This is a genomic window from Micromonospora sp. NBC_01655 (assembly GCF_026339755.1).
Classification (GTDB): domain Bacteria; phylum Actinomycetota; class Actinomycetes; order Mycobacteriales; family Micromonosporaceae; genus Micromonospora.
In genome coordinates this window covers 4,088,195-4,105,817 of the sequence record NZ_JAPEQF010000001.1, presented here as the reverse complement: position 1 = coordinate 4,105,817, position 17,623 = coordinate 4,088,195, and the positions used below count along the sequence as shown (strand labels likewise).

General features: G+C 72.8%; 21 protein-coding genes. 9 read left to right on the top strand and 12 right to left on the bottom strand.

What is annotated here, in order from left to right:
- The first annotated feature begins 167 nt into the window (after nt 1-167).
- A complete protein-coding gene (locus tag OOK41_RS18920) occupies nt 168-1,169 on the top strand; it encodes a tyrosine-type recombinase/integrase (protein ID WP_266266134.1) in 1,002 nt (333 codons plus the stop codon).
- Nucleotides 1,170-1,218: 49 nt separating this feature from the next.
- On the opposite strand, the gene OOK41_RS18915 is transcribed toward OOK41_RS18920, so the two are convergent.
- Entirely contained in the window at nt 1,219-2,925 is a 1,707-nt protein-coding gene (locus tag OOK41_RS18915; protein WP_266266133.1) for an acyl-CoA dehydrogenase family protein, read from the bottom strand.
- Nucleotides 2,926-3,045: 120 nt separating this feature from the next.
- Between OOK41_RS18915 and OOK41_RS18910 the strand changes: the two genes are divergently transcribed.
- A complete protein-coding gene (locus tag OOK41_RS18910) occupies nt 3,046-3,504 on the top strand; it encodes a hypothetical protein (protein ID WP_266266132.1) in 459 nt (152 codons plus the stop codon).
- Between the two features lie 21 nt (nt 3,505-3,525).
- Here OOK41_RS18910 and OOK41_RS18905 read toward each other — a convergent pair whose 3' ends face one another.
- From OOK41_RS18905 to OOK41_RS18895, 3 genes are all read right to left on the bottom strand, one after another.
- Nucleotides 3,526-4,239, bottom strand: a complete 714-nt coding sequence (locus OOK41_RS18905; RefSeq protein ID WP_117670473.1) for a thymidine kinase — start codon at nt 4,237-4,239, stop codon at nt 3,526-3,528.
- An 87-nt stretch (nt 4,240-4,326) separates the two neighbouring features.
- The gene (locus OOK41_RS18900; RefSeq protein WP_117670471.1) at nt 4,327-5,718 is read right to left on the bottom strand and encodes an MFS transporter; all 1,392 of its coding nucleotides are present in this window, start codon (nt 5,716-5,718) and stop codon (nt 4,327-4,329) included.
- Between the two features lie 22 nt (nt 5,719-5,740).
- Nucleotides 5,741-6,508, bottom strand: a complete 768-nt coding sequence (locus OOK41_RS18895) for a glycerophosphodiester phosphodiesterase (protein ID WP_266266131.1) — start codon at nt 6,506-6,508, stop codon at nt 5,741-5,743.
- 427 nt (nt 6,509-6,935) lie between these two features.
- Here OOK41_RS18895 and OOK41_RS18890 point away from each other — a divergent pair, with 427 nt between their 5' ends.
- Complete coding sequence (locus OOK41_RS18890) at nt 6,936-7,349, top strand: nitroreductase/quinone reductase family protein (protein WP_117670467.1); 414 nt, start codon at nt 6,936-6,938, stop codon at nt 7,347-7,349.
- Between the two features lie 53 nt (nt 7,350-7,402).
- Here OOK41_RS18890 and OOK41_RS18885 read toward each other — a convergent pair whose 3' ends face one another.
- The gene (locus tag OOK41_RS18885; RefSeq protein ID WP_266266130.1) at nt 7,403-8,170 is read right to left on the bottom strand and encodes a 1-acyl-sn-glycerol-3-phosphate acyltransferase; all 768 of its coding nucleotides are present in this window, start codon (nt 8,168-8,170) and stop codon (nt 7,403-7,405) included.
- 188 nt (nt 8,171-8,358) lie between these two features.
- Here OOK41_RS18885 and OOK41_RS18880 point away from each other — a divergent pair, with 188 nt between their 5' ends.
- From OOK41_RS18880 to eis, 3 genes are all read left to right on the top strand, one after another.
- Entirely contained in the window at nt 8,359-9,774 is a 1,416-nt protein-coding gene (locus tag OOK41_RS18880; RefSeq protein WP_266266129.1) for a cytochrome ubiquinol oxidase subunit I, read from the top strand.
- Between the two features lie 12 nt (nt 9,775-9,786).
- Nucleotides 9,787-10,785, top strand: coding sequence for a cytochrome d ubiquinol oxidase subunit II (gene cydB, locus OOK41_RS18875; protein ID WP_266266128.1), 999 nt, complete (start codon nt 9,787-9,789; stop codon nt 10,783-10,785).
- A gap of 112 nt (nt 10,786-10,897) precedes the next feature.
- Complete coding sequence (eis, locus tag OOK41_RS18870; protein ID WP_323136264.1) at nt 10,898-12,070, top strand: GNAT family N-acetyltransferase; 1,173 nt, start codon at nt 10,898-10,900, stop codon at nt 12,068-12,070.
- A gap of 69 nt (nt 12,071-12,139) precedes the next feature.
- On the opposite strand, the gene OOK41_RS18865 is transcribed toward eis, so the two are convergent.
- The gene (locus OOK41_RS18865; RefSeq protein WP_117670649.1) at nt 12,140-12,832 is read right to left on the bottom strand and encodes a hypothetical protein; all 693 of its coding nucleotides are present in this window, start codon (nt 12,830-12,832) and stop codon (nt 12,140-12,142) included.
- A gap of 67 nt (nt 12,833-12,899) precedes the next feature.
- Complete coding sequence (locus OOK41_RS18860) at nt 12,900-13,361, bottom strand: peroxiredoxin (protein ID WP_323136179.1); 462 nt, start codon at nt 13,359-13,361, stop codon at nt 12,900-12,902.
- A gap of 122 nt (nt 13,362-13,483) precedes the next feature.
- On the opposite strand from OOK41_RS18860, the gene OOK41_RS18855 reads away from it, so the two are divergent.
- The gene (locus tag OOK41_RS18855) at nt 13,484-14,212 is read left to right on the top strand and encodes an SDR family NAD(P)-dependent oxidoreductase (RefSeq protein ID WP_117670647.1); all 729 of its coding nucleotides are present in this window, start codon (nt 13,484-13,486) and stop codon (nt 14,210-14,212) included.
- Between the two features lie 16 nt (nt 14,213-14,228).
- Here the strand turns inward: OOK41_RS18855 and OOK41_RS18850 are convergent, their stop codons facing one another.
- Nucleotides 14,229-14,483: a hypothetical protein gene (locus OOK41_RS18850; RefSeq protein ID WP_266266126.1), complete on the bottom strand. Its 255-nt coding sequence runs from the start codon at nt 14,481-14,483 to the stop codon at nt 14,229-14,231.
- 207 nt (nt 14,484-14,690) lie between these two features.
- Between OOK41_RS18850 and OOK41_RS18845 the strand changes: the two genes are divergently transcribed.
- Both OOK41_RS18845 and OOK41_RS18840 read left to right on the top strand, forming a co-directional pair.
- Nucleotides 14,691-15,458, top strand: coding sequence for a DUF5753 domain-containing protein (locus OOK41_RS18845; protein ID WP_266266125.1), 768 nt, complete (start codon nt 14,691-14,693; stop codon nt 15,456-15,458).
- A complete protein-coding gene (locus OOK41_RS18840; RefSeq protein WP_266266124.1) occupies nt 15,449-15,643 on the top strand; it encodes a DUF397 domain-containing protein in 195 nt (64 codons plus the stop codon). Before OOK41_RS18845 ends, OOK41_RS18840 begins: the two co-directional genes overlap by 10 nt.
- Before the next feature lie 203 nt (nt 15,644-15,846).
- On the opposite strand, the gene OOK41_RS18835 is transcribed toward OOK41_RS18840, so the two are convergent.
- Genes OOK41_RS18835 through OOK41_RS18820 form a run of 4 tightly spaced genes read right to left on the bottom strand, consistent with a single transcriptional unit; the run spans nt 15,847 to nt 17,295 of the window.
- Nucleotides 15,847-15,969, bottom strand: a complete 123-nt coding sequence (locus tag OOK41_RS18835; RefSeq protein ID WP_256371549.1) for a hypothetical protein — start codon at nt 15,967-15,969, stop codon at nt 15,847-15,849.
- Complete coding sequence (locus tag OOK41_RS18830; protein WP_266266123.1) at nt 15,966-16,580, bottom strand: MFS transporter; 615 nt, start codon at nt 16,578-16,580, stop codon at nt 15,966-15,968. The genes OOK41_RS18835 and OOK41_RS18830 overlap by 4 nt, the downstream gene beginning before the upstream one ends.
- Nucleotides 16,577-16,792 carry a hypothetical protein gene (locus OOK41_RS18825; protein ID WP_243639935.1) on the bottom strand — a complete coding sequence of 72 codons (216 nt, stop codon included), beginning with the start codon at nt 16,790-16,792 and terminating at the stop codon, nt 16,577-16,579. Before OOK41_RS18825 ends, OOK41_RS18830 begins: the two co-directional genes overlap by 4 nt.
- Nucleotides 16,777-17,295 (bottom strand): MFS transporter, encoded by a 519-nt coding sequence (locus tag OOK41_RS18820; protein WP_266266122.1) that lies wholly within the window; start codon nt 17,293-17,295, stop codon nt 16,777-16,779. Before OOK41_RS18820 ends, OOK41_RS18825 begins: the two co-directional genes overlap by 16 nt.
- Between the last annotated feature and the right edge of the window lie 328 nt (nt 17,296-17,623).

Genomic DNA, 17,623 nt, shown 5'->3' with positions numbered 1-17,623 from the left:
ACCGAGGCGCTGCTCGACGCGTCCCGCCTGCCGCCCCGCCGAGGATCACCGGTTTGAAGGTCGTGTCCGGCAGCCGGGACGTGGTGGAGATGACCCTGCGGAAGGGCGGGGAAACGGCCGGGCGCGCCTCACCGCCGATCCGACCGGGGGCTGAGAGTCTTTCTCGCATGTCGCGTCCCGAGTTTCCGGTGCCCTCGCGTGGTGCGGCCCGTCCGGCCCTGCGCGGGGTCGGGCCGGGTGACTTCACCGAGGCGTGGCTACGCAACCGGCGGCTGTCCGAGCACACCCGCGACGCGTACCGGCGGGACGTGGCCGGCTGGTTGGCCTGGTGCGCCGCGCGCGAACTGGACCCGCTGCGGGTGAACTTCCTCGACGTCAACACCTACGGCCGGGAACTGGAGGGCACCCCGGCGGCGCGCAGCGGCCGGCCGCTGACCCCGGCGACGGTGGCCCGCAAGCTGTCGGCTCTGTCGAGCTGGTACGACTTCCTGCTCAAGCTCCAGGCCATCGAGGCGAATCCGGTGTCGGGCGCCGACCGGCCCCGCATCGACCGGGACCACTCGGCGACGGTGGGGTTGACCCCGGAGGAGGTGGACGCGCTGCTGGCCGCCGCGGAGGCCGAGGCTGGCCCGACCGCCGCGCGTAACCGGGCGGCCGTGGCGCTGCTGGCGGACCTGGGGCTGCGGGTGGGTGAGCTGGTCTCGCTGGACCTGGCCGACCTGGGCGCGGAGCGGGGACACCGCAGCGTCCGCTTCGTCGGCAAGGGCGGCAAACCGCGCCGGCGGGCGCTGACCCCGTCGACCGCGTACGCGGTGGACGCCTACCTGGCCGAGCGGGCGGCGGCGGCCGGGGTGACGGTGCCCGAGCTGACCGGGCCGCTGCTGGTGACCGCGACCGGCGCCCGGCTGGACCGGCACTCGGTGTTCCGGCTGATCCGCCGGTTGGCCCGCACCGCCGGCATCCCGGCGTGGGCGAAGCTGTCCCCGCACTCGCTGCGGCACGCGTTCGCCACCACCGCCCGCGCCGAGGGGGTGCCGTTGGAGGACGTGCAGGACGCGATGGGGCACGCCGACCCGAGGACCACCCGGCGCTACGACCGGGACCGGCACAACCTCGACCGGGACCCGGCGTACGTGATCTGGGCGGCGCGGGCCCGACGCCGGGCCTGACGCCGGTGGCGGCCCGGCGCGCCCGGGCGCGCCACCGGCGTCCGGGCGTTCAGCAGAGCAGGTCGAGGTGCTGGTGGGCGTCGCCGGCGATGTCCTCGTGGCGCAGCCGCCGCCGCGCCCACAGCCGGGCGGCCACCTCGGCTTGCTCGTCGCCCCACGCGGCGTGCTCGACCAGCAGGGCGCAGGTCAGCGCCGCCGCCAGGCGCAGCGCCAGCCCGCGCGCCCCGGCGACCACCCCGGCGGCCTGCGGGTCGGCGGTGACGTCGGCCAGCGCCACGGTCAGCTCCCCGGCGACCGCGGCGAGGGTGTCGGCCAGCGCGGGGGACAGCGGCCGGGCCAGGTCCGCCGCGGCGGTCAGCCGGCGCAGCAGGGGCGCGCCGGCGTCCTCGCGGGTGACGGCGCGCAGCACGTCCAGGGCGAGCACGTTGGTGGTGCCCTCCCAGATCGGCAGGACCTGCGCGTCGCGTAGCAGCCGGGGCACGCCGGTGTCCTCGACGTATCCGGCGCCGCCGAAGCACTCCACGTACTCGCTGGCGGAGCTGACGGCGAGCCGGCCGGTGGCGAGCTTGGCCAGCGGGGCGACCACCCGCAGCTCGGCGGCGGCGTCCGGGTCGGCGCCCACCTCCACCCGCCCGAGCAGCGCGAACGCGTGCCCGGTCAGGGCGAACGCGCCGGCCGCGTCGACGGCGAGGGCACCGAGGGTGCCCCGGTGCAGCGGGTTGTCGGCCAGCCGCCCGCCGGCTGTGGTGCGGGCGTCGGCGTACGCGCGGGCGTAGGTCAGGCCGCGGCGCATCCCGCCGGCCGCGGCGGCGGCGTTGTGCACCCGGGTCACCACCACCAGGGTCATCGCCCGGACCAGGCCGGGCACCGCCGGGTCGCCCAGCGGCAGCGCGTACGCGTCGCGCAGCCCGATCTCGGCGGTCGGCACTGCCCAGGTGCCGAGCTTGTCCTTGAGCCGGTGCACGGTGACCCCGGGCGCCGGCGCGTCGGCGGCGGCGGTGGTGCCGGCCAGCGGCGAGTCGGCGGCGTAGCGGGGCACCAGGAACGGGGCGAGCACGCGGCTGCCCCGGCCGGCGCCCTCCGGCCGGGCGAGGGCCACCGCCATCGGGGCGTCGGCGGCGGAGCAGAACCACTTCTCCCCGGTCAGCCGCCACGACCCGTCGGCGGCGGGCCGGCCGGTGGTGGTGGACCGGGACAGGTCGGAGCCGCCCTGCGACTCGGTCATCCACTGCCCGCTGACGATCGCGGTGTCCGGGTCGGTGGAGGTGAGCCGGGGCAGCCACGCTTCGCGGATGCCCGCGTCGACCTCGGGGAGGCTGAGCAGCGCCGCCGCGCCGTCGGCCATCGCCACCGGGCAGGTGAAGGTGGCCGACTCCGGCCCGTACAGGTGCAGCAGGGCGTGCTGGACGACGCGGGCGGCGGCGCCCCACGTGCCGCGCGCCGACTCCAGGTAGGGCAGCGCGACCACGGCGTGCCGGGCGGCGGCGGCGCGTTGGGCCTGCCAGCCGGCGGAGGTGTCGACGCGGTCGACGCGGGCGCCCCACGGGTCGTAGCGGACCAGGGTCGGCGGGTGGGCCTCGGCGTCGGCGTGCGCGGCGCGCAGCGGCCCGGTCACGTCGGCGGCCAGGTCGCTCAGCCGGTCCTGCGCGGCGGCGTGTCCGTCCGCGCCGAGCTGCCGGTGTAGCCAGGACCGCAGGAGGCGGTCCCCGGTGTACGGGTCGTCGGGGGTGGGCACCGGCTGCACGTAACGGGTCATCGTCTCGCCTCCGGGGGCGCTCGCGTCGGGGTGTGCGCCGACGGTAGACGATGCGCGCCCGGGAGGCGACCGGGGGCGAGTTGCTGCGGGCCGGCCGCCGGCCGCCTACGGTCGGAGGTGATGGGCGGTGAGCAGTCGTGGAACCGACCGGCCCGGCGCCGCCGGCCGGTGCGCACCGGGCTGCTGGCCGCCGGCGCGGGGCTGGGGTTGTGCCTGGTCGGGGTGGCCGGCCTGGGGGCGTGGAACGTGCAGGTGGTGACGGGGTCCAGCGGCCCGGTGCGGGAGACCGCCGACGGGTTCCTGCGGGAGGTGGCCACCGGCGACGCCGACCGGGCGTACGGACGGTTGTGCGCCGACACTCGCAGCCGGTGGAGCCCGGCCGGCTTCGCGGCGTGGCTGCGGACCCCGCCGCAGATCACCGGCTACGAGATCACCGACGTGGCGGTGGCCACCCGCAGCGGCCGTCCCCGGGGCACGGTGGCGGTGCGGCTGACCCGCGACGGCGGCGGCAGCGAACCACGGGAGCTGCCGGTGGTGCGGGAGCCCGACGGCTGGCGGGTGTGCGGGGACCCGTACTGACCGGCCGGCGCGGGCGGGCCGCTACCGGCCGCCGAGGTCCCCGGCGCGGTAGTGCCGCCGGCACAGCACCTGGTAGCGCACCTGCGCGGTGTCCACGGTGTCGCCGATGACGACCTGTTCGCCCTCCCGGACGACCCGGCCGCCGACGACGCGGGCGTTGAGCAGCCCCTCCCGGCCGCACCAGCACAGCACCTCCACCTGGATGCGGGCGACGGAGTCGGCCAGCTCGAACAGCCGCTGGGCGGCGGGGAACAGGCAGGACCGGAAGTCGGTGGCCAGGCCGAAGGCGTACACGTCGACGTCGTAGTTGTCGACCAGTTCGGCCATCTGCTCGATGTGTTCGAGGTCGTAGAACGACGCCTCGTCGCAGATGAGGTAGTCCACCCGGACCCCCTCGGCCCAGGAGTCACGGACCAGGTCGCGCAGGTCGAGGCCGTCGGTGACCTCGATCGCGGAGTGGGCCAGGCCGATGCGGGTGGTGACCTGCGGGCCCAGCGACCGGTCGATGCGGGTGGTGACCAGGCCGCGGCGGCCCTGCCGGGCGTGGTTGTAGTTCATCTGCAACGCCATCGTGGACTTTCCGCAGTCCATCGGCCCCCAGAAGAACTTCAACGCGGCGGCGTGCAGCGGCCGGCCGTCGACCCCCCGGGCGGCGGCGCAGCCGGCGCGGGTGTCGTCCGGGCCGGGGAGGGGCCGGGCCAGGCAGATCGGGGCGGCAGCGGCGTCGTCGGTCACGTCGGGGCAGCCTAGCCCATCGACGTCGGACGATCAGTCCGGTGCGTGGGCCCCGGGGACACGGGACCCACGCACCGGCCTGGCGCGCTACAGCACCCGCGGCGGGGTGTTGCCGGCGGCGACGATGGCGCGGCGGATCGGCACGGCGGCCAGCAGCGCGAACCCGACCACGAAGAAGATCAGCAGGGAGACCAGACCCACCCGGTAGGAGGAGGTCAGCTGGAACACCAGCCCGAACGCCAGGGGCCCGAGCCAGCTGGTGCCCTTGTCGCTGATCTCGTAGAAGCCGTAGTACTCGCCCTCCTTGCCGGCGGGGATGAGCTGGCTGAACAGCGACCGGCTCAGCGCCTGACTGCCGCCGAGGACCAGACCGATCGCCCCACCGAGGATCATGAACGGCAGGGGCGCCTCGGCGGGCAGCCGGAACGCGGCGATGATCACACCGGTCCACAGCACGAGGCTGAGCAGCACCGTCTTCCACGCCCCGATCCGCCGCGCGAGGGCGCCGAGGGCGAGGGCGCCGCCGAAGGCGAGGAACTGCACCAGCAGGATCGTCGTGATCAGGGTGCTCTGCCCCAGCTTCAGCTCCTCGGTGCCGTACTGGCTGGCCAGGGTGATCACGGTCTGGATGCCGTCGTTGTAGACCAGGAACGCCAGCAGGAAGAACAGGGTCAGCGGGTACGCCTTGACCTCCCGCAGGGTGCGGCCGAGCTGCCGGAACCCGTCGGTGAGCACGTTGCCGCCGCCGCGCAGCGCCGCCGCGGCAGGGTGTTCACGCAGCCAGCGCAGCGGCACCAGGGTGAACACCGCCCACCACACGCCGGCGGACACGATCGACCAGCGGGCCAGGTCCAGGGTGCGCTGCGGGTTGCCGTCCTCGCTGAGCATCGTCACGGCGATCAGGTTGCCCGCCAGCAGCACCCCGCCGCCGAGGTAGCCGATTGCCCAGCCGCGGCTGGAGATGCCGTCGCGCTCGTCGGGGCCGCCGAGCTGCGGCAGGAACGAGTTGTAGACCACCACGGCGGCGCCGAAGGAGATGTTCGCGACGAGGAACAGCGCCCCGCCGAGCAGGTACCGCTCGCCGGTGACGAGGGCCATGGCGATGGTCGCCCCGGCGCCGGTGAACGCCGCCGCGCCGAGCAGCCGCTTCTTGTGCGCCGACCGGTCGGCCACCGCGCCGACCACCGGCAGCACGAACACCGTCAGGAACACCGACAGGGAGATCAGGTACGGGTAGTACGAGCCGGCGGCGACCCGGATGCCCAGCGGGTGGACGTAGCCGTCGCAGCTGTCGGCGCCGAGCTCGCAGCCGGCGGCCAGTTCGGTGACGGTGGTCAGGAACGGACCGAGGAACACGGTGATGACGGTGGTCTGGAAGGCCGAGTTGGCCCAGTCGTAGAGGTACCAGCCGCGCCGCTCCCGGGCGGTGCTGGCCGGCGGCGGGGGGTTGTCCACCGTCGGGGTGACGGTCTCGGCCATGGGGGTTTTCCTCCGCCGGTTCTCAGGCGGCCCAGTGGCCGCGGCTGCGGTAGACGTCGCGCAGCACGCCGACGTGATCGGTCATGATGCCATCCACTCCAAGATCAAGTAACCCGTGCATCTCGGCAGGTTCGTCGATCGTCCAGACATGCACGTGCAGTCCGAGCCGGTGGGCGTAGGCGATCAAGCGACGGTCCACGACCGGGATCCGGCCGTAGCGGGGCGGGACCTGGGCGGCGACCACCGACGGGGGCAGCCGCAGCGGCCGGCCGTGCAGGGACGCCATCCGCAGCCGGGCCACCCCGCGCATGCCGAGGCCGGTGGCGATCCGCCCGCCGGTCAGTGCCCGCAGCCGGGCCAGCCGGGAGTCGCTGAACGAGGCCAGCAGCACCCGGTCGCCCGCGCCGGCCCGGCCGAGCGCGGCGACGGTCGCCTCGATGCCCCCGTCGGCCTTGACGTCGATGTTGAACCGCACGTCCGGCCAGGCGGCGAGGACGTCGTCGAGGCGGGGCACCACGGTGGCGCCGCCGACACGCACCGAGGCCAGGTCGGCCCAGCGCAGGTCGGCGACGCGCCCCGGCTGGCCGGTGACCCGGCGCAGGGTGGCGTCGTGGAAGACCACGGCGACACCGTCGGCCGTGCTGTGCACGTCGGTCTCGACGTACCGGTAGCCCAGGTCGACGGCGCGGGCGAACGCGGCGGCGGTGTTCTCGTCGCCGTGGGCCGCGCCCCCGCGGTGGGCGAACGCCAGCGGCGCGGGCGCGTCGAGGTAGCCGGAGCGGGGCTGCACGGTGGGCAGTATGCCCGGTCGCGGTGGCCGATGGGTGACCGGCCGGGGATCACCCGCCGCCGGGGCGGACGCCGGCCAGGTCAGCCACCCGGCGCTCGGGTGCGCCCCCCCGGCCCCGACCGACGACGGCGTCGGGGCCGGGGCGTTGCCAGCGGCCCGGGGACGGCACTAGATTGGCCGTCGTGACTGCCGGGTCGGCCATGGGCCACGAGCGGACAGGGCACCCGGCCGGGGCGTGAGGGCCGGGTGGGCCCGCGGCCCGCCGTGCGTGAGTGACCTCCACCGCCCCCGTGCGGGCGGCTCATCTTCCCCGCGTCACCTCACCCTCTTCCGCGCGCGACGCGCCCCCGCGACCGCCGTCGCGCGACTTCCCCTCACCATCGCCCGCCCTGCGGGGCGGGCACCGAGTCTGAAGAACGGACACCGCATGCCCAACGACTTCAACCAGCAGGTCATCGAGGAGTTCCGCGCCAACGGCGGCCGGGTCGGGGGGTGGTTCGAGGGCGCCCGACTGCTGCTGCTGACCACCACCGGAACGCGCACCGGCGCCCCGCACACCACCCCCGTGGGCCAGGTGACCGGCGAGGACGGCCGGGTACTGGTCATCGCCTCCGCCGGGGGAGCGCCCCGCGACCCGCAGTGGATGCGCAACCTGCGGGCCGATCCGCTGGTCACCGTCGAGGACGGGACGTCGACCTGGCGGGCCCGGGCGGTCGTGCTCACCGGCGACGAGCGGGACCGGGCCTTCGCCCGCGCGGCGCAGGCCGACCAGGGCTGGGCCGACTACCAGGCCCGGGCGGGCCGGGTGATCCCGGTGGTGGCGTTGGAACCGGTCGGCTGACCCCGTCGACCCCGGTCGCGTCGGGACGCCCGACACGACCGGGGTCAGGGCCGTCAGCCGCGCCGGTGGGAGCGGCTGGTGTCGCTGGGACGCCCCGGGTCGACGTGCCGGGGCCGGTCGGGCTCGTCGGGGCGCAGCGGGACCAGGCCGTCGGTGATCGCGTCGATGATCCGGTCGGTGGCCAGGCGGGCCGCGCCCGGGGCCGCGGGGTCGACGCCGGTCAGGTCCACGGGCGCGCCGAAGTGCACCCTCACCACCGGCCGGCGGCGCACCGCCCGGGCGACGGCGCGCAGCATGCCCTTCGGGGCCCGGTAGGGCAGCACCTCGTGGGAGCCCCACTGCGCGACGGGCACCACCGCGGCGCCGCAGGCGAGGGCGAGCCGGGCGGTGCCGGTCTTGCCGCGTTCCGGCCACAGGCCGGGGTCCAGGCCGATGCGACCCTCCGGGTAGACCAGGATCACCGAGCCGTCGGCCACCGCTCTGGCCGCGTCGTCGAGGGCCCGGTGCACGGCGTCGGTGCCCCGGTCGACGCGCAGGTGCCCGGCCCGGCGCATGGCGGCGCCGACGAGCGGGGCGCGGAACAGGCCGCCGGTGGCCATGATCCGGGGTGCCACACCGCGGGCGCGGCAGGCGGCGGCGAGGACCACCGGATCGAACGGGCTGAGGTGGTTGGCGGCCAGGATCAGCGGGCCGCGGCGCAGCCGGTCGGGCACGTCGCCGCTGACCTCGAGGCGGGCCAGGGCGCCGACGACGGCACGGGCGAACAGCTGGGCGCCGCGCCAGATCAGGGGCGGCCGCCAGGGGTTGGTCGGGGTGTCCATCAGCGCTCGATGGTCGCACGTCGCCGCCACGGCGGTGCGCCCGCCCGGCGCACGCGGGTGGGTTGGGCGGCAGAGGTGATCGAGGTCATTGGTCCCGGGCCGGCTCGGGACCTCCGACCCTGCCGATTCCTCTACGACACCCGGTAGTATTTACTACGTCTCGTAGTATGAAAGGCTGGGGGTTCCAGGTGGACGCGTTGGACGTCGCCCGCTGGCAGTTCGGTGTCACCACCGTCTACCACTTCCTGTTCGTGCCGCTGACCATCGGCCTGTCCGTCCTCGTCGCCATCCTGCAAACCCTGTGGCACCGCACCGGCAACGAGCGCTACCTGAAACTCACCAAGTTCTACGGCAAGCTCTTCCTGATCAACTTCGCCATGGGCGTGGTCACCGGCATCGTGCAGGAATTCCAGTTCGGCATGAACTGGAGCGACTACTCCCGCTTCGTCGGCGACATCTTCGGCGCCCCCCTGGCCATCGAGGCCCTCGTCGCCTTCTTCCTCGAATCCACCTTCATCGGCCTGTGGATCTTCGGCTGGGACCGCCTACCCAAACGCCTACACCTGGCCAGCATCTGGGCCGCCGCCATCGGCACCAACCTCAGCGCCTACTTCATCCTCGCCGCGAACTCCTTCATGCAGAACCCCGTCGGCTACCGGATCAACCCCGACACCGGCCGTGCCGAACTGACCGACTTCCTCGCCGTACTCACCAACAAGGTCGCCCTGATCACCTTCCCGCACACCCTCGCCGGGGCGTTCCTCGTCGCCGGCTCCCTCGTCGTCGCCGTCGGCCTGTACCACGTCATCCGCAACCGCGACAGCACAGACACCCCCGCCTACCGCTTCGCCACCAAGTTCGGCTCCTGGGTCGTCCTGATCTCCTCCGCACTCGTGGTCATCACCGGCGACATCCAAGGCAAGATCATGACCGAGGTGCAGCCGATGAAGATGGCCGCCGCCGAAGGCCTCTACACCACCGAGAGCCCCGCCTCGTTCTCCGTACTCACCATCGGCAGCCTCGACGGCAGCCGCGAGATCTTCGCCATCAAGATCCCCTACCTGCTGTCCTACCTCGGCACCGGCGACCCCAACGGCACCGTCCACGGCGTCAACGACCTTCAGGCCCAGTACGCCAGCCAGTACGGCGCCGGCAGCTACACCCCGATCATCCCCGTCACCTACTGGAGCTTCCGCTTCATGATCGCCTTCGGGCTCGCCGCCGCCGCAATCGCCCTGCTCGTCCTCTGGACACAACGCAAGGGCCGCACCCCCACCAGCCGCTGGCTGCTGCGCGCCGGCCTCGCCATGCCCGTACTGCCCCTACTCGCCAACTCCTTCGGCTGGATCTTCACCGAGATGGGCCGCCAACCCTGGATCGTCTTCGGCGAGATGCTCACCCGCGACGGCGTATCCCGCAGCGTCTCCCTCACCGAAGTCCTCACCTCCTTCACCGCCTTCACCCTCATCTACGCCACCCTCGCCGTCATCGAGGTCAAACTCCTACTCCGCTACGCCCGCGCCGGCGTACCCGACCTCACCGACCACCCCGAACCCACCGACGACAGCGACGACGCCGAGCGCCCACTCGCCTTCGCCTACTGACCGGAGCCCACCGTGGAACTGACGACCATCTGGTTTCTCCTCGTCGCCGTACTGTTCACCGGCTACTTCATCCTCGAAGGCTTCGACTTCGGCGTCGGCATGCTGCTACCCGTCCTCGGCCGCGACGACCGCGAACGCCGCGTCCTGATCAACACCATCGGCCCCGTCTGGGACGGCAACGAGGTCTGGCTCATCACCGCCGGCGGCGCCATGTTCGCCGCCTTCCCCGAGTGGTACGCCACCCTCTTCTCCGGCTTCTACCTGCCCCTGCTACTCATCCTGCTCGCCCTCATCGCCCGCGGCGTCGCCTTCGAATACCGCCACAAGCGCCCAGAAACCACCTGGAAACGCCGCTGGGACACCGCCATCTTCCTCGGCTCCCTCATCCCGGCGATCCTCTGGGGCGTCGCCTTCGCCAACATCCTGCGCGGCGTACCCCTCGACGCCGACCACGAATACGTCGGCGGCCTCCTCAACCTCCTCAACCCCTACGCCCTGCTCGGCGGCGCCACCACCGCCGCCCTCTTCCTCACCCACGGCGCCGTGTTCATCGCCCTCAAGACCGTCGGCGACATCCGCCACCGCGCCCGCACCCTCGCCGTACGCCTCGGCGCCGGCACCGCCGTACTCGCCGTGGCCTTCCTCACCTGGACCCTCACCATCCGCTCCAGCACCACCGCCACCGTCCTCGCCGCCGCCGCCGCGCTCGCCCTGCTCGCCGGCCTCGCCGCCGCCCACACCCGCCGCGAAGGCTGGGCCTTCACCGGCACCGCCGTGGCCATCGCCCTGGCCGTGGCCACCCTGTTCGCCGCCCTGTTCCCGAACCTGCTGCCCTCCACCGGCGACCCCACCGGCACCCTCACCGCCAGCAACGCCGCCTCCACCCCCTACACCCTGAAGATCATGACCTGGGTGGCGGTCGTGTTCACCCCCATCGTCCTGGCCTACCAGGGCTGGACCTACTGGGTGTTCCGCAAGCGCATCGGCGTCGCCCACATCCCGCACCACTGACCACCACCAAGACAACGGGCCGGCGCGACAAACCGCGCCGGCCCCGCCACCCACCACCACAAAAGCCAGGCAGCCGCACCACACCCCCCGCTACCGTCACCCGATGCCCACCATCAACGTCCGAGAACTCACCCCCGACGACCTCACCGCCGCCTGGACCCTCGGCCGCCACGCCTTCGGATCCGACCCCACCCCACCACCACACGCCACCACCACCCCACCCGGCCTGACCCGCTACGGCGCCTTCGACCCCACCGGCCAACTCCTCGGCAAAGCCGTCGACCTGCACCACGACCAGTGGTGGAACGACCGCCCCGTGTCCGCCGCCGACGTCGCCGGCGTCGCCGTCACCCCCGCAGCCCGCGGCCGAGGCATCGCCCGCGCCCTGCTCACCAACCTCCTGCGCGGCGCCCACGACCGCGGCGCCGCCGTCAGCGCCCTGTTCCCCACCACCACCGCCCCCTACCGCGCCTGCGGCTGGGAGGTCGCCGGAGCCCTACGCACCCTCGACCTACCCACCGCCGCCCTACCCCGACACCGACCCAACCCCCACCTCACCGTCCGCGACGGCGGACCCGCCGACCTACCCGCCATCACCAACCTCTACGAAACCGTCACCCGCCACCGCCACGGCCTACTCACCCGCCGCGGCCCCCTGTTCGACCACCCCACCGACACCCTGCCCACCGACGGCCTCACCCTCGTCGAACACGACGACCACCTCGTCGGCTACGCCACCTGGAACCGCGGCCGAGGCTACGGCCCCGACGCCGTCCTCACCGTCGACAACGTCCTCGCCACCACCGCCGACGCCGCCCGCGAACTCATCAGCACCCTCGCCACCTGGGCCAGCGTCACCCCCACCCTGCGACTCACCCTGCTCGACGGCGACGCCCTAACCGCCCACCTGCCCATCGAAGCCACCCGCGAACACCACCGCGACACCTGGATGCACCGACCCGTCGACGTCACCCGCGCCGTCACCCAACGCGGCTGGCCCACCCACGCCCGCGGCACCGTCACCTTCACCCTCCACGACCACCTCGCCGACTGGAACACCGGCACCTGGCGCCTCGACGTCGCCGACGGCGCCGCCGAACTGCACCGCACCACCACCGACACCCCACTACACCTGACCGTCCGCGGCTTCGCCCAGCTCTACACCGGCACCACCAACGCCGAAACCCTCCGACACACCGGCCTGCTGCACACCACCACAGCCGACCCCCGCCCCCTCGACCTGCTCGCCGCCGGCGGCCCCGCCCAACTACACGACTACTTCTGACCCCCGACACGCCCCCGCCCCCCGCCGCACACGGCGACGAGGGGCGGGGGACAGGCACACCGGACGCGATCAACCCACCTCGCGCAACTCCGCCAACCGCGCCTCGATCTCCGCCAACTCCGCCCGCAACTTCTCCGCCTGCTGCTCCGCCTCCGCCCGCTCCGCTCCCAGGATCTGCTCCACCGCCTCCTGCACCCCCGGAACGTCCACCAACGCCACCATCCGCAACGCCTCCGCCGGCTTCACCACATACGGCTTCGCCAACGACTTCGCACCCTGCTGCGCCGCCACCGTCCACTCACCGTCGGCATACGCCAACGTCACCGTCAACCCCGCCGGCCCCTTCGGCTTCACCGCCTTCACCGGCCGCCGCGCCGGCGGCTTCGACTCCACCTGCTGCTGCTCCACAATCGGCTCCTCCCGCCGCGCCGCCGGCACCTGCGGCGTGTCCAGCACGAACTCCGGCTCCGCCACCGGCGACACCGGCTCAGGCTCCGCCTTCACCTCCGCCACCCGCCGACCCGCCCCCCGCGGCGCCACCGCCACGTCGGCGGGGGAGAACGGCAACTCGTCCCGACCGAACCGCACCACCACGAACTCGTCGGACACCGACGGATCGGTCAACTCCACCACCTGGCCCACCTGGCCGGCGATCTGACCCGCCGACGAGGTGAACACCACCTTCGGCTTCCGGCCGGCCGCCAACGCCTCCCGGATGCTCTGCACCTCGTCAGTGGACAAACCCTGGCCCACGGCACCCATCACAACCCTCTTCCGTACACCTGTTTGATTCCTGCCTTGATACCAGCCCACTGCGACACCCGAAAGATCACCCCCCCAACGCGCGCAACGCCCGATCCGCGTGCTCGTTCATCCCCAACTCGCTGTGCACCACCTCCACCACCCGCCGATCGGAACCGATCACGAACGTCATCCGCCGCGTACTCAACGGCCCCAACGGCACCCGCCGCAACACCCCGAACCGCCGCGCCACCACACCGTCCACGTCCGACAACAACGGATAGTCGAACCCGTGCAACCGGGAGAACTCCGCCTGCTTCTCCACCACGTCCCGACTGATCCCCACCCGCTGCGCGCTCACCGCCGCGAACTCCGCCGCCAGGTCCCGGAAGTGACAGCTCTCCGCCGTGCACCCCCGCGTCATCGCCGCCGGATAGAAGAACAACACCACCGGACCCACCACCAGGAACTCCGACAACCGCCACGGCGTCCCCGTCTCGTCCGGCAACTCGAAATCCTCGACCAGGTCACCGACCCGCACACCCGCCACCCGCCCACCTCCACTAGTCGACGCCGGCAGCGTAGGCGATCACCGGTGTGACCGCGCTCTCCACCACCACCGACCACCCCCGCCGGTACCGTCACCACCAGCACCCGGGGGAGGAGTACCCATTGAATCCCGTCACCATCATCACCGGCGGCAGCCGCGGCATCGGCGCCGCCACCGCCCGCCGCCTCGCCCACCACGGCCACCACGTCGCCATCGGCTACCGCCGCGACCAGCATGCCGCCGACACCGTCGTCGCCGACATCCGCGCCACCGGCCGCCAGGCCGTCGCCGTCCCCGCCGACACCACCGACCCCGACGCCATCACCCGCCTCTTCGACGCCGCCGCCGACCTCGGCCCCCTCACCGGCCTGGTCAACAACGCCGGCGTCACCAGCCCCATCGGCCCCCTCACCGACCTGCGCGCCGACGACCTGCGCCACGTCGTCGACGTCAACCTCATCGGGTACGTCCTGTGCGCCCAACAAGCCGCCCGCCGCCTCACCCACGGCGGCGCCATCGTCAACGTCTCCTCCGCCGCCGCCACCCTCGGCAGCCCGGGGGAGTACGTCCACTACGCCGCCGTCAAAGCCGCCACCGACACCCTCACCGTCGGCCTGGCCAAGGAACTCGCCCCCCACGGCATCCGCGTCAACGGCGTCGCCCCCGGCATCGTCCGCACCGACCTGCACGCCCTCTCCGGCGTACCCGACCGCGCCGACAGCGCCGCCGGCCGCATCCCACTCGGCCGAGCCGGCGAACCCGACGAGATCGCCGCCGCCATCGCCTGGCTCCTCGGCCCCGACGCCAGCTACACCACCGGCGCCGTCCTACGCGTCTCCGGCGGCCTCTGACGCGGGTACGCCCCGTCTACCCGCGCGGGCGCGCCCACGTCACGAACCGGCCGGTCAGCCCACCCGGAGGCGCCGCCGGGGTGAGCGGGGTCAGCTGCGCCCGCGCCGACCGACGGCCCGGCGGTAGCGCGACCGGCGGCAACCAACGCAGCCCTTCGCGCAGGACGAACAACTCCCGCTTCGCCACCGCCTCGCCCCGGACGTCCAGCTGGTAGCCCTCAACCCAGGTCCACCCGTGGTACGTGTGCCGATCCCTCAACTCCCGAATCACCCGCACGACGATCGCGCCGACGAACTGCGGGCTCGCCGCGCGGGTTGCAGCACGTCCCCGCCCCGGTGATCTCCCGGTGGCGCATCGGACTCCCCGTCTGTCAGCGACGGACGATTTCCAACACCCACCTCGCCGACGGTTGCGAACCAATCACACCGCGTAGAAAGATCGCCCCCGACAAGTCAGGATGTCCTGAAAGGAAACGGGATGAACCACGCCGTCGTCGAGGCCATGACCACAGTGGGGGAGACCGCCGACAGCCTCGCAGCCCAGATCGGCGTCGACTCGAAGACAGCCGCCCGATGGGCAAACCCCGGACGTATTCCCCAGACCCGGCACCGCGCGCAGGTCGCCGCGATCCTCGGCCGCGAGATCGTGGACCTATGGCCGGACGCGCTGAAGCGCCGCGAGCCCGTGTGGTTCCGTCGCTGGGCCGACATCGAACGCGAGGCCCTGTCCCTGCGGTGGTTCGAGCTGGCCTGGGTCCCGGGCCTGCTCCAGACCGAGGCGTACGCACGGGCGACCCTCGCGGGGGAGGCGCTCACCGCCAGGGAACTCGACGACCTCGTCTCCGCGCGCCTCGCCCGGCAGGCCGTGCTCCACCGGGATCGGCCTCCGCTGCTGGTGGCCGTCATCGACGAGGGAGTCCTGCACCGCACGGCCGGAGGCGACCGGGACATGATGCGGGCACAGTGCGAACACCTGGCCGAGTGCGCCCAGCTCCCCGCGGTGCAGGTGCACATCGTTCCCGCCACGACCGGCATGTACGGGGGACTCGGCGGGCCGTTCATCCTGGCGGACAGGCCCGACGGCACCCGGCTGTCCCACGTCGACGGTCAGATCAAGGCGCAGATCCTCGACCAATCGGCCGACATTGCTACCCTGGACCGGCGGTTGGCGCGCATCACCGGCGAGGCCCTGCCGCGGGCGCAGTCTCTGGCCCTCATCAGGAAAGCGGCGGCATCATGGACCTGACCCGGGTGCGGTGGCGCACCAGCACCAGGAGCGGCAACAACGGCGGGGCCTGCGTGGAGGTCGCCGACAACCTGCCCGGCGTCGTCCTCGTCCGCGACACGAAGAACCGCGAGGGCGGCACCCTGACCTTCTCGCCGGCCGCATGGCGCGGCTTCATCGCCCTGACGAAGATGAGAACTCCCTGACACCTTTCGTCCTGGGGCTGGAAGCCACGGACGGGCGACCTGCGGGAGAAGCCCCGGGACCGACACGCCAGGTCAGTGACGGGCCCGCCATTCCTCGACGCGCCGCACGTAGCGAATCACCCCGGCCGGGCCCGTCGAGGCGGGCCAGTCGTCCGTTGCCCGAGGCAGCCCCGGTCACCACGTACGTACCCCGTCGGTGCCCCTCAGCCCGTGAACAGGTTCGCCGCCGTCAGCACCGTCTGCACCACCCCGTACCCCAGCAGCGCACCCACCAGCAACCAGGAGATCCACAACCGGCCGGTCTGCCCGGACGAACCGTTGCTCATCGCGCTATCCCTCCCTGCACCCCGCCCGAACCAGCGGGCGCCAGCTCGTAAAACCGTTCCGGCACCGGCCGCACCAGCAGGTTCGCCACGAACCCCACCGCCAGCACCCCCACCATCGTCAACAGCGCCGGCCGGTACCCGGCCGCCGTCAGCGTCCCCGGCGCTCCCTTCGCGTCGAGGAACCCGTTGATGATCAACGGACCGGCGAACCCCGCCGCCGACCACGCCGTCAACACCCGGCCGTGGATCGCCCCCACCTGGTACGTGCCGAACAGGTCCCGCAGGTACGCCGGCATCGCGGCGAACCCGCCCCCGTAAAACGACACGATCACGCACGCCAACAACACGAACAGCGCCGTCGCCACCTGCCCGAACAACGCCAGCAGCAGGTACAACACGATCCCCACACCCAGGTACAGCACGTACACCGGCTTACGGCCGATCATGTCCGACGCCGACGACCACACGAACCGGCCACCCATGTTGAACAGCGACAGCAGCCCCACGAAACCGCCCGCCGCCGCCACCGACACCGCCGCCGCGCCCTCCTCACGGAAGAAGTCCTGGATCATCGGACTCGCCTGCTCCAGGATCCCGATCCCGGCCGTCACGTTGCAGACAACACCACCCACAGCAACCAGAACTGCCGCGTCCGCACTGCGTTCGCCGCCGACACGCTCGCTGTGGTGACCATCGGCCTCGCCGTCGCCCGCGCCGGTTCGAACCCCGCCGGCCGCCAGTCCGCCGCCGGCACCCGCACGTTCGCCACCCCGAACATCATGATCACGAAGTAGCCGACGCCCAGCGTCACGAACAGCCACACCATCGCCGTCCCCCGACGCCGTTGCGCCCGCGACGGCGTCCGGGTCGTAGCCCGAGGTCGTAGAGCGACAACAGCTGCCGGGACAGGGGAGAGGCCACCATCGCGCCACCCCCGAACCCCATGATCGCCAACCCGGTAGCCAGGCCCGGCCGGTCCGGAAACCACTTGATCAACGTCGACACGGGGGAGATGTAGCCGATCCCCAAACCGATCCCGCCCAGCAGCCCGTACCCCACGTACAGCAGCCACAACTGCTCCGTCGCGATCCCCACCGCACCGACCAGGAACCCCGCCGCCCAGAAGCACGCCGAGACGAACATCGCCTTACGCGGACCGTTGCGCTCCACCCACGTACCGGCCACCGCCGCCGACAACCCCAGCATCACGATCGCGATGCTGAAGATCACCCCGATAGCCGTCTGGCTCGCGTCGAAGTGGGCGATCAGCGAGTTCTTGTACACGCTGGTTGCGTAGACCTGCCCGATGCACAGGTGGATCGCCAACGCGGCCGGCAGAATCAGCCAACGGCTGTACCCGGGCGGCGCGACGGTGTGGCCGACGGTCGAGTGCGGAAAGCATGCTGCCTTCTTCCCGAAAGCTGACGAAAAACTCTCCGCCTGAGGCTCGCTCCACGCCCCGAGCCCTCACCCCGCCTCACCCCGGTGATCATGGAGTTATTGCCATTGAGTCTGGGCGTGTCGTGGCAATAACTCCATGATCACCGGGGTGAGGTAAGCCAGGTGGGGCCCCCGCCAGTGGACATGCGGCCCCGCCCTCCGCTGACGGGATGCCTGGAGTAGCTCGGTTTCGGCGGCCGGGTACCGGGCGCAG

Coding starts and splice junctions, on each gene's coding strand:
- OOK41_RS18920 (WP_266266134.1), top strand. CDS start 168: ATGTCGCGTCCCGAGTTTCCGGTGCCCTCGCGTGGTGCGGCCCGTCCG.
- OOK41_RS18865 (WP_117670649.1), bottom strand. CDS start 12,832: ATGGGTGCCGTGGGCCAGGGTTTGTCCACTGACGAGGTGCAGAGCATC.
- OOK41_RS18910 (WP_266266132.1), top strand. CDS start 3,046: ATGGGCGGTGAGCAGTCGTGGAACCGACCGGCCCGGCGCCGCCGGCCG.
- OOK41_RS18915 (WP_266266133.1), bottom strand. CDS start 2,925: ATGACCCGTTACGTGCAGCCGGTGCCCACCCCCGACGACCCGTACACC.
- OOK41_RS18885 (WP_266266130.1), bottom strand. CDS start 8,170: ATGGACACCCCGACCAACCCCTGGCGGCCGCCCCTGATCTGGCGCGGC.
- OOK41_RS18835 (WP_256371549.1), bottom strand. CDS start 15,969: ATGAGCAACGGTTCGTCCGGGCAGACCGGCCGGTTGTGGATCTCCTGG.
- OOK41_RS18900 (WP_117670471.1), bottom strand. CDS start 5,718: ATGGCCGAGACCGTCACCCCGACGGTGGACAACCCCCCGCCGCCGGCC.
- OOK41_RS18845 (WP_266266125.1), top strand. CDS start 14,691: ATGAACCACGCCGTCGTCGAGGCCATGACCACAGTGGGGGAGACCGCC.
- OOK41_RS18890 (WP_117670467.1), top strand. CDS start 6,936: ATGCCCAACGACTTCAACCAGCAGGTCATCGAGGAGTTCCGCGCCAAC.
- OOK41_RS18840 (WP_266266124.1), top strand. CDS start 15,449: ATGGACCTGACCCGGGTGCGGTGGCGCACCAGCACCAGGAGCGGCAAC.